Source organism: Aquimarina sp. MMG016 (genome assembly GCF_018100805.1).
Taxonomy (GTDB): Bacteria; Bacteroidota; Bacteroidia; order Flavobacteriales; family Flavobacteriaceae; genus Aquimarina.
This window is the reverse complement of sequence record NZ_JAGJEA010000010.1, coordinates 1-13,491: the sequence shown is the minus strand read 5'-3', so window position 1 is coordinate 13,491 and position 13,491 is coordinate 1. Positions and strand designations below refer to the sequence as shown.

At 40.9% G+C, this 13,491-nt stretch carries 1 protein-coding gene; it reads left to right on the top strand.

The window, feature by feature from the left end; all coding sequences use genetic code 11:
* Window positions 1-6: 6 nt before the first annotated feature.
* Window positions 7-13,491 (top strand): choice-of-anchor L domain-containing protein (locus tag J8M14_RS16800; protein WP_211075977.1); only part of this gene is annotated, 13,485 nt, incomplete at its 3' end.

Genomic DNA, 13,491 nt, shown 5'->3' with positions numbered 1-13,491 from the left:
CGACTTATGAAAGTTTTTACAAGATTTAGCTTCAGAACAAGAATTACAATTTTAAGCGTATTCTTTATAAGTATAATAACGTCTTTTCAATCCATTCATGCGCAAAATTTTGAACCTATAACAATAACAGGGGTAACCTCTGGTGCGGGTACAGATAATGCAATATTTAGTGCCACATCTCCCGGTATTCCATCGTTAGCTTTTATTAGGGCACAAAGATTGTCAGGAAATCAAACCGGTGCATTTTCACTTTCAGGAGATAATATCCAGTATGATCATATTGCTGGCCCGGCAGGTATACCTGATAATGTAAGTACTATTAGATATATTTTTTTAGAGGTGGATCAAGTGACTCCTATACCTGTAAATGATATTCGTATTGTAATTAATGATATCGATGGTCCTAATAATGAAGGGTTAGTAACAGATTGTATTTCTGGAGTGCGTTTTACAGCAACCAATACAACTACTAATATAGCCGTTGATAATATTCCACCAGATCTTGAAGCTACTGGTACAGCAACTGAAACTAATGGCCCCACGAGTCGCGTGATGTACGAATTTGCTAGGGTGAATAGTATTGATTTTGTGATTTATGCCAATGGAGGTTTTGTAAAGCAATTTGACCTTAATGATAATGATTTTGCAATAACAGTACCGGGATACTCTGTATGTTTAAACGATTTTGATAATGACGGTTTTGATTATACCCTTGATGCAGATAATGATAACGATGGTATCCTGGATATTAATGAAGCCAATGGTAATAGCCCGGATGGTGACGCAGATGGTGATGGATTACCCAATTATTTGGATGTGGTGGATAATACAGGATTGGACCCAAGTTATACTCCCGATGGTTCAACCACAGATTATACAGATGTAGACAGTAATGGTATTCCTGACGTGTATGACACAGACGGCGATACCGTGCCTAACCACTTAGATCTGGACAGTGACAATGATGGTATACCCGATAATGTAGAAGCACAACCCACGGTTGGATTTATTGCACCTAGCGGACTAGGATCAGGAATTACCGATGGCAATACCAATGGTGTTGATGATAATTATGAAACCGCACAAGGCGGAACCGATTTGGGTACTGGTGTAGATACCGATGGCGATGGCATACCAGATTTTTTAGACTTAAATTCTGATAACCTCGAGGGCGATGATACCACAGAAGCTGGTTTTACACCGGCAACAAGTACAACCGATACCGATGGTGATGGTATCCTGGATGATTATGACGATATCCCTGGACCCATCGTAACCGATGATCAAACTTTTGGAGCCATAGGTTTGCCTAATACCTTTAACCCGGGTACTACCGAAGTAGATTTTAGAGAAGGTGCTGCACCGGGTTGTGTGCCAGGTAATCTTAATCTTTGGGTCAAAGCCAATGCAGAAAGTTATGCCGATGGTGCCGCAGTAACTTCCTGGACCGATCAAAGTGGTAATAACGGTACAATGATACCTCCAGCGGTTGGACAAGCACCTGATTTTGAAAGTTCAGAAACTGACGCAAACTTTAACCCATATCTTGATTTTGATGATACCTCTAATGATAGACTTAATGGAGCAAACTATGGGTTGACAGATATAAGTACCACAGAATATCAAATATTCTTTGTGTACAATCAGGAGGTCACCAATGGAGATCCTGGTACTTTTCCAGACCTTTGGGATTGGGACGGTGCTGTTTCGAACGAGCGGATAGAAGCATTTAATGATGTTTTTTCTTATGCGGGTAGTGGTCCGGCAGTACGTGGCCAGTGGCATATTGGTGTGGCTAATGGAACTGCTGCTAATCCTGTTGGGGTCACCTCGGGTCGTGTAGATGGATTAGCAGGCACAACAGGTACTTATGAAAATGTCGTAACCCCCGGATTTCAAGGAAATGGAAATGTATCTATAGGAACAGCCGGGGAACTAGATGCAAATATTGCAGAAATAATATACTACGCAGTACCCAAAACAGGTATAGATTTACAACAAATAGAATCCTATCTCGCTATAAAATACGGGATCACCCTGGATCAAACTATAGCTACCAACTATTTAGATGGGCAAGGTGCTGTTATTTGGGATGCAACTGCCAATGCCACGTATAATAATGATATTGTAGGTATCGGTCGTGATGATTGCCAGGCATTAGATCAACAAAAATCAAAATCGGTAAATGCCAATGCGATTTTAACCATAGCTAATGGAGATATAACGACCCCTGTGGCTTTTGGCGCTGATCGACAATTTTTTATTGCAGGTAACAATAATGGTGCTGCAAGTTGGACAACCACAGGAGCGCCAAGCCAATTCAGATTATTGAGTAAAGAATGGCAGGTACAGGATACCAATGCAGTGGGAGCCATAGCACTAGAGTTTGATGTAGATGATACCGATTTTGATGTACCCGCTTTAGTAACTGGTACTACTTATTATTTGGTATATGATGCCAATAATAATAACGATTTAAGTGACGAAACCCCAATTGCACTTACCAATAGTTCGGGAAGCCTTTGGGAAACTACAGCTGCTATCGATTTTACCACTGGTACAAGATTTACTATTGCTACTATGGATATTGATACTGATGGTGATGGAGTACCTGATGTAACAGATCTTGATGATGATAATGACGGGATTACTGATTTTGATGAACAAGGATGCACTACCGCCAGCTCATCTAGCTTTAATCCCTTAGATGAAATGTGGCAGGATACTAATTTAACAATTACCGCTGGTAGATCTTATAGAATTAATCTTGAAAGCTCTTCAATAAATTTAGTAACTGCAAATGGAGGACCTTATGACGGGCAGCAATTTTATGCGGTGTCCTATGGCAACAATGTGGTATCTGATTATGATGGAAATAGATATAATTATAGCCTGGCAGCAAACAATGGTAATGCCTTTTTTGCAGTTGGTCCTCAAGGTAGTGGCAACATAGGCTTTGCCAACTTAACAGCAGCAGATTTTACAAACGGTTTAACTTTTGTTGGATTAATAGATACCAATGGCAATGGTCAATATGACAGCGCCGCAGGAGATGTAGTAATAGATAATGTCGATTTGCTTTCAATGACCCAAGGCCCTACAGGAGGGGTGCCTTTTATTGCACCTGTAAGTGGTGACTTTTATGTAGTCTACACAGATAGTGGATATTTTAATAATTCAGGAACACTAACATTTACTACAGAAATATGTGAGGCAGATGCAGATTTGGATGGGATCGTTAATTCTTTAGATTTGGATAGTGATAACGACGGGATCTACGATGTAGTAGAAGCTGGTGGTACACCAAGTGGTGCTACCGGTCAGGAAGGTCGTGCCGATGATAGCAATAACAATACAGATAATACAGGTAATAGTGGTATTCCTGATTCGGCAGGAGCTACCGGGCTTACCCCTATAGATACCTTAACCGATGGATCGTTTGATTTTCTCAATCTGGATAGTGATGCCGATGGATGTAGTGATGCCAATGAAGCCTATGCAGATCTAGATGCAGATGGTGGTGATGGTGGCGTATATAACCCCACAGGATTAGCAGAACCCTTAACAGTTGTAGCAGGTTCGGTTACAACTACTGGATTAGTTGCCGATGCAGCTTACGATACGGGTGCTGTATCTGCTGTTATTGATGCATCTGTAATGTCTGGTTGTGATGATGGCGATGGGATAGATGCGGCAATAGAAGATGCCGCACCCAATGGTGGAGATGCCAATGGTGATGGAATATTAGATTCAGAACAGTCTAGTGTAGCCTCAATACCAGATGCTACGGGTAGTGGTGATTATGTTACTCTTGAAGTTACAGGAGATTGTAGCCAGATTACTAATATGCAGGCATTTTTAGAAGCAGATTTGGCTTCGTTAGATGATAATTATGATTATCCAGTTGGTTTGATCGATTTTACATTACGATGTGGTAATCCAGGAGAATCGGCAACCGTCACCATATATTGGTATGGATTAACCGCCTTAGATTTTTATAGAAAATTCGGTCCTTTAGTTTCTGGTGGTGCTATTAGCGAATATAGTAACCTAAGTGTAACAGAAGGGACAACCACAGTCGGTACAAATACTGTTATTACCACGACGTATACACTTACAGATGGGCAACCAGGCGATGATACCACTAGTGATGGTATTATTATAGATCCGTCAGGGCCGGCATTAACCGCAGCTGGCGATGCCGATGGTGACGGGGTGATTAATTCAGCAGATCTAGATGATGATAATGACGGGATTTTGGATACTGCAGAGGGATGTCCTGATTACCCGATAACTGCCTACACAGGAACCCCGGGAGTTGATGTAAGTAATTTTACAGCCGATATGCAGTTTTTTGATTGGACCGTTGCTGAACTTTCTGGGCTAAATAACGCAGGAGACAACTTTAATAAAACGTTTACATTGCCTAATGGTACACCTGTACAAGTAACCGTTACACTAGATCAAATTAGTGCCGGTGATGGATTAAATGCTATTGATCTAGGTGCAACAAGGCCTGCCGGTGCCTTATTTGGTACAGCTGGAGGAAACCTGGAAGCAATTAGAAACACTTTAAGTGGTTCTCCTACGTCACTAACCTATGGTCTTACCTTTGCTTTTGATAAAGCGATTCCTGTATTTGTAACCGATGGAGAAGCATCATTTTTTGACACTAACGATCCAATTACCGAGGCAATTACAACCGCCACGACGAATGGTTCAGGTTTCCAGATTATAGATGCACTTAGACCTAGCCAATTAGATATCTCTGGTATTGGTACAGCATCGATTACTTATGCTCCTAATGCCACAGCCACTGCTGCTAATGGCGGTGGAGCCTATGCATTTTTCTCTATGGGAACCACCCAATTATCGGTTACAGTAACAACAAATGATAGTGATCTTCAAGGGGTTACGATTGGGGTGTTTTATCCCGATGCAGATGGTGATGAAATATTTAACTGTTTTGACTTAGACAGCGACAACGATGGTATCTACGATGTAGTAGAATCAGGAGGTACACCAAGTACAGCAACCGGTCAAGAAGGTCGAGCAGATGATACTAATAATAATACAGATAATACGGGTAATAATGGTATTCCTACCTCGGCAGGTACGGGTACAAACCCTACAGATACATTAACAGATGGTTCTTTTGACTTCTTGAACTTGGATAGTGATGGAGATGCATGCAACGATGTATTGGAAGCCGGCTTTACCGATGGCGATGATAATGGCTTATTAGGCACTGGGGTATTTGTAGATAACATTACAGGATTAACAGTGGATGACAATGGAGTAGTAACCTCAGGTACCGATGGATATACAGCTCCTGCTGATGCAGATGCAAATGGTACCGATGATTACCAACAAGTAGGTACAGCACCTACTGTGGTAACCGACCCTACAGATCAATTAATTGGAGCTGGGGGTACGGCTAACTTTACGGCTTCAGGATCCGCAACATTGATTGCCTATCAATGGCAACAAAGTACCAATGGCGGTGCCACATTCTTACCATTAACCGACGGTGTTAATGGGGATGGGGTAATCATTTCTGGAGCTACAACGGCTACCCTAACGTTGGCAGGAGTCCCAGCCACTTATGATGGGTATTTGTACCAGGTTATTGTAAGTGATTTAACCTATGTATGTACCACAGTTACATCTGCCAATGCATTATTGACGATAGGAAATGATGCTGATGGGGATACTGTGCCAGACTCCGTCGATATAGATGATGATAATGACGGTATTCCGGATCTTATAGAAGCCAATGGTAATGATCCTGATGGCGATGAAGATGGTGATGGACTACCAAATTACCAAGATACAACTGATAATGGAACCGGTGACGGATCCACAACCGATTATACAGATACCAATTTAGATGGTATCCCTGATGTATATGACACCGATGGTGATGGAGTACCCAATCATTTAGACCTTGATAGTGATAATGATGGTATCTATGATGTGATCGAGAGCGGTCAATTAGGTACTGGAGGAGCTCCGCAAGCAGCTGATATCGATTTTAATGGCCGTATAGATGGGGGAGCCACTAATTTTGGGGCAAACGGTTTATACAATGGTATTGAGGATAATGATTCTAGTACGGCAACATTATTGACTACCAATTCAGATTCTGATAGTGATGGTATTATTGATGCACAAGAATTAGATAGTGATAACGACCTGTGTACTGATGTTAATGAAGCTTATGCCAATGCAAGCGAAGATGGTGGAGATACTGGTGTGATAGGAAATGATGGTACAGTGACCACAGATCCAATAACTGGTATTGTTACGAATAATGGAGCAGATTATACCATAACGGTAGCTGATGCAGATAGCAACAGTGTGTTAGATTTTCAAGAAGAGATACCTTTTATATCAAATCAACCCATTAATTTTAGCGCACTTACAGGAGCAGCTGCTAACTTTTCAGTAGTTGTAGTCGGACCTGCACCTTTAGCGCAGCAATGGGAGGAAAGTACTGACGGAGGAGCTACCTGGAACCCACTTACAGATGGAGGAATTTATTCAGGAACCACTACACAAACTTTAATAATCAATCCAGTCAATGGGTCCTTAAATTTGAATTTGTACAGAATATCAGTAACTACTATTAATTATGTTTGTTTAGCTCGTACTTCAAATTCAGCGGCGCTATTGGTTGATGCCGATTCTGATGGGGATAGTATAGTAGATAGTTTTGATTTAGATGATGATAATGATGGATTGTTGGATACCGAAGAATGTGAAATCGGAGGAGGTTCTTTTGGTACCGTGCTAGTTGATGATGCAGATACCACTTTCGAAATTACAAGAGAAACTAATGCAACGAATTTGGCAAACTTCTTATTTAGAGAAAATTCTGATGCGACACTTGTTTCAGCAGTAATTAATGAAGGTGATGGTTCAGTCGCTCAAATAGGTACTTTTAATGATGGAGATCAAATTACAGATAATGGAGGTGGTACCAATGCTTTTGTAAATTTTAGCACAGGTATCATTTTTTCTACAGGAAATGTGTTAAATCTTGACAACAATTTAAGTAATCAATTTTTTGAAGATGAAATAGGTATACCACCATTCGTAACCGTAGGTCCGGCACTTGGAGAAGATGCGGTTGGTTTTGGAGGGAATGGTACCGATCCGGATTTTGCCGGAGCAACACCAGAGTTTGATGTTGCCAGTTTAGAATTTGTAATCAATGTAGCGGCTACTACTGTAATTACAGGAGAATTTGTATTTGCTTCAGAAGAATATAATGACTTCGTAGATCAGGGAGTAAATGATGCGGCCAAAGTATTTGTAAATGGAGATAATGTAGCATTAACCCCTGGTGGACAAACCTTAAGTATTGATACGGTTAATAATGGTGATGAAGCTGCATTTTATGTTGATAATGAAACTGACCCAACAGCAGTCAATATTGAAGCTGATGGATTTACGACCACCTTGAGATTTGCAGCGTTATTAAATCCCGGTAACAATACGGTTAAAATAGGTATTGCAGATAATGGAGATCGCTTTTTTGATTCATGGTTATTATTTAAAGGGAATTCATTTGCAGTATGTTTTGATAGAGATACCGATGGTGATGGTGTTGCAGATCGTTTAGATTTGGATTCAGATAATGATGGAATTTATGATGCTACTGAAGCAGGTCATGGGCAACCCTTTGATACCGATGGAAGAATAGTAGGCGCTGATACGGGTTCTGGATCAAATGGGTATTTCGATTTAGTAGAAACACCAGCAGAAAGTGGTATTCCTAATTATACACCTCTAGATGCTGATACAGATGGTACCCTGGATGCTTTTGAGTTAGATAGTGATAATGATACCTGTTTTGATACGGTTGAAGCTGGCTTTACCGATGATGATGATAATGGATTTCTGGGAGACGGAGTGCCCAGTCCAATCGCACCACAAGCACAATTAACGACAGATAGTAATGGAGTAGTTACCTCAGGAACTGATGGTTATACCGTACCACTTAATGATGCGGATACAAGTGGTACTCCAGATTATAGAGAAGCAGGAATAACTCCGGTAATTGGTACAAACCCTACCGATGTGTTGGCGATTGTAGGAAACACAGTGACTTTTGACGTTACATTAACTACTCCAACACCACCCATACCAGCTTGGTTTATATACCAATGGGAAGAGAGTACAGATAATGGAGCTACCTGGATCCCATTAACCAATACCGCACCATATTCGGGTGTCGATACCGAGCAGTTAACCATTACAGCGGTAACAACTTCACTTGATGAGAATCTTTATAGGGCTAGAGTGGCAGATGGAACTTTTCTGTGTGCAGAACAGATTTCAGCCGAAGCACGACTTGAAGTTGATATTGATACTGATGGGGATACTATACCAGATAGTGTAGATATCGATGACGATAATGATGGTATTCCAGATCTTACAGATTCATTGGGCGTAGATCCTAATACACCATGTTTACTAGCAGTACCTGTAATTCAGGGGGTTGTTCTCGATTCTGGATTAGCGGGGCAAGTTGGAGCAGTGTATCGAGCAGCAGATGCGCTTCCAACTCTTTTACCTGGAGTAGTAGATCTGTTATTTGTAATTGTTGATAAAACAGCTAATGCTTCCTTAATAAATATTGATGATGATGCAACTAGGCCTGCTAATTGGCAACCTATTATTAACAATACATTACCTACTGCCGGAACCACCGAATCTATTGAGTTTGAGTTGAGGTTTGTGCTTTCAGGAACAAATACATTATTTACGGTATCAAGATATGGAGGGATAGCCCTTGACGTTGATGGAGGAGTAGGAGATGAAATCATTGAGGTAGCTAGTTCTAATGCTTTTGCAACGAGTAGTCCGACCAATGTAAATACATTCAATGTTGGAGGTGGAATAGAGAGATTTACTTCTAATGGAGCTAATTTTGTTGATGGATCTGAAGATCCTCAAGGAATTTTCTTCCTAGGGTATACGCAAGGAACTACCTTAGATATTAGAATAGGAACACAAACAGCAGGCAATAAAAATTTCTTCTTCGAATTAGGGGAGTGTGGTGTCCTTAAGCTTAACAATCCATTATTAGAAATTCCAGATGGGGCAGATGTAGATAATGATGGGGTACCTAATCACCTAGATTTAGATTCAGATGGAGATGGTATTGCCGATGTTCGAGAAGCTGGGCTAATTAATGGTACAACGCTTGACGATACAGATAATGATGGTATTATTGATGGAGCAAATAATACAACCGTGGGAGCCAATGGATTATTTGATAATGCCGAAACCGGGCTAGATAGTAATACAACCAATTATATCACTGCCAATACGGATTTATTAGATTCGAATTTCGATTTCCTAGATTTAGATAGTGATCAAGATGGTATCCCTGATAATGTAGAGGCACAACCCACGGTTGGATATTTAGCGCCAAACGGAGCATCAGATCCAACAACAGGCTTTGATATCGCTTATGGCAATTTAGGAATTAACCCAGAGAATACCGATGGGCTAGCAGATACCATACCAGACTACTTAGATACAGATAGTGATCAAGACGGAGTTTTAGATGCTGTAGAAGGTTTTGATACCGATGCCGATGGGGTACCGAATGTAGTGCCCGCTGGAGCAGATGCAGATTTTGATGGATTAGATGATGCTTTTGATGGGACTCCCGGAACGGGTTATGGAGACCCTAATGGGAATCAGGTTGTTGGAAATCCAGCGACAGAATTGCCTGACACTGATGGTGATGCAACAACAGCTCCAATAGTAGATGTAGATTATAGAGATACTGATGATGATAATGACGGTATTTTAACCACAAACGAAAACCCTGATCCTGATGGTAATCCATTAACTAATGATGCATTGGATAGTGATAATGATGGTACCCCTGACTATTTAGATGTAGATGATTATGATGGAGATGGAATACCAGATACTGTAGACTTGGATGATGACAATGATGGTATTCCTGATTTGGTAGAACTTACAGGAAATGACCCGTTCTTAGATGAAGATGGTGATGGTATTTTGAATTATTTGGATACTACTGATGATGGAGTTGGAGATGGTTCGACTACAGACTATACAGACACTAATGGAGATGGTATACCAGATGTATATGATTTTGATAATGATGGAATGCCAAATCATTTAGATACAGACAGTGATAATGATAGTTGTGCAGATGCAGTAGAAGGAGGAGGTACATTTACCACAGCAGACCTAGATGGAGATAATAGTTTGGGTGATGCGGTAGCCACTACAGGTCCTAATATTGGTATTCCTACGGTAGCAGGATCAGGACAAGCTACGACGGTTGAGGTTACTTTAGTAGGTCCGGATTTGGATAGTGACGGTATTGCAGATGCTTGTGATACTACAGATGATCGTCTGGATACAGATGGAGATAATGTTGTTGATAGTCTAGATTTAGATGATGATAATGATGGGATTTTGGATTCGGTAGAAAATGACTTGTCTGCATGTACGACACCTTATTTTTCTGAAGTTTATGGGGTGCCCGCTGGAAATATGGTGAATGGTACACTTAATGAAAATGGTAATATAATCAATACTACATTATCAGCTCCGGGAGCAACATCATTTGTAAATATATCACCAATATTAGCAACATTTCCTGTATTTACTGAAGCTAATGGATTAGATGGGATTAGATTAGCGGGTGATGTTACCATTACTCATACTTTTGATCAACCAGTAATAAACCCGATTTTGGCATTAGGTTCTTTGGGAGGAGCCGTAGATGAAAGAACGATTAGCTTTAGTACTCCTTTTGTTGTACTGGATACTTTTGATGGAGGTAATTTAGGGACACCAGTTACTACAGCAACAACCGTTTCAGGTATCGAAGATGGTTTTGTATTACAGTTTGAAGGAACGTTCACAACACTTACGTATACAACAACGTCTACAAATCCGGTAGATGAATTTGATCAGGTATGGATTATCCCTAATCCTGTTTGCATAGATGCAGATGGCGATGGCATACCAAATGATATTGATATAGACAGTGATAATGATGGAATCCCAGATAATGTTGAGGCACAGCCAACCATTGGCTATATTGCACCAGGAACAAATGGCGTTGTAACCGCAACCGATGTGGGACCTACTGGAATTCCTTTGGTGTACAACCAAACCACAGGATTGGATACAACGCTACCAAGTGTGAATAATGATACAGATGGAATCCCAGATTATCTGGATTTAAACAGTGATGACGAAGGAGGAAGTGATACCACAGAAGCTGGTCTTACCGAATCAAGCGTTACGATTGATACCGATGGCGATGGTTTACTAGATGCCTATGAATTCCCAATAGTGGATGATAGCGATGTCAATGATAATTTTGATAATCCATCGACAGATTTACCAAATGATCAGGAAATTACAACACCCGAAGTAGATTATAGAGAAATCCCGGATTCTGATGGAGATGGTGTAGACGATCTCACAGATCTGGATGATGATAATGATGGGATATTGGATTCGCAAGAGGTATTAGGTTTTGATCCTACCGATGTGGCCTCCTGTACATTTAACGCCGCCAATTTTGATGATACCTTCCCGATACCAACTGCGGTAATTGATGGAGCAATAGTTAATATTGGAGGTGTAGAGCAAACTGTAGATATCCCGGCGACCTTTGTTGGAGATCAATATAGGTTTTATAATGTCGTAACCATTGATGCTTTGATCCTGGATGCTATTGTAGAAATTACGGCAGCAGATGCCAATATTACCACCTTTGATATCGACAATGACGCGACAGGTGATCCGAATGCATGGCAAGGAGAATATGATGTTCCTGCCGGAGAAACCGCATCTATGTCATTCCAGATTCGTTTTGTACTAGCGAACACCAATACTGTAGTTCCGCTAGATCGTTTTGGAGGTATTTTTTACGATATCGATGGAGCCAATGCTAATGAAAGTATTACGCTGACCAACCCAGATTTGTATGCGGTAGAAAATCCAACCTTGCTAAATGTGGTGGATAATGGTTCTAGTGTTACTTTTACTGGTCCTCTAACTACATTTCCAGGAGTAGTACTCAACACAGATATAGCAGCTTATTTTAACTACTATAATATTAGTACGTTCGATTTTTCAACGAGTGCTACGAATGTAACAGCAGCGGGTAATACCAATTTCTTTTCCTTAGTATTTGATCCGTGTGCTATAGATGCTTTTACAGCGCCAGACTATGTGATCAAAGAAGGGCCGGACTCTGATGGAGATAACAGAGATGATCATTTGGATAATGATAGTGATAATGATGGTTGTGAAGATGCCATAGAAGCAGAAGGGACTTTTACTGCAGGAGATATTGATGGGATTGGAGAACTAACTGGGGGTGTAAATCCAGCAAATGGTATTCCTTTGGTTGCAGGAGCAGGACAAGATGGCAATACAGACGTTGTTACCTTCGGTCCGGATAGTGATAATGATGGTATTGCAGATGCTTGTGATTTGGTCGATGATAGTGATGATTTTGATCAGGATGGGGTGCCCAACCTTACCGATCAGGATGATGATAATGATGGTATTCTGGATGTCGATGAAGGTGGTCCGGAGTGTAGGGATTCTGTGGTTTCTTCTTTGAATACTTCAGGATATACTACTAACACTGACCTTTCGGGAGCCCCAGGTTTTCCACTGGTCTTTGATAACGGAAATTATGAGTTCTCTGCGGCATTTTTTGATGGTGCAGCAGATTCAGGAACCCCTCAATGGGCTAATGGGGTACAGGTACGGACTGATTTTCCTGCGGTAAACGATTATATCTATGTGCAACCTAGAAATGTTGGCCAAGTAGCTTCTGGCGATTATGTAGAATATACTTTTGATTTTCCAACAGCATTAGATCAGTTCGAGTTCATATTTGCAGGCTTGAATAATGGTGATTATGGTGAAGTAAGAGCTTTTAATGGTGCAACCGAAATAACTATTACACCAGATAATTTTAGTGATTTTAATCCGGCATTAACCTCTGGGGATTGGGATGTGTCTGGAAATAGAGCAATAGGTAATAATACTACTGGAGGCGTAAGTGTCACATCCAATTTCTTCAGAACAATAATCCCAGGACCGATCACGAGAGTGATAGTTGCTTCTGGTAAAGGAAATAATAGTAACGGAACCGTAACAGCAGGTTTTCACTCCATTGTAGCTTGCGTACAAGGTACAGGGCAAAATAGTGATACAGATCTATTAGAAGATTATGTAGACAACGATAGTGATGATGATGGCTGCCCTGATGCTGTGGAAGCAGCGGGTAATTTTGTGATTACCGATTTAGATGGTGATGATAGCTTGGGTGATGTCGTAGACCCATTTACAGGAATACCTTTGGTAGCTGGAGCGGGTCAGGCAACGACAGCTGCAGTAACTGATCCTTTAGATTCTAGTGCTTGTTTAGACTCGGATAATGATGGTGTTTTTGACACC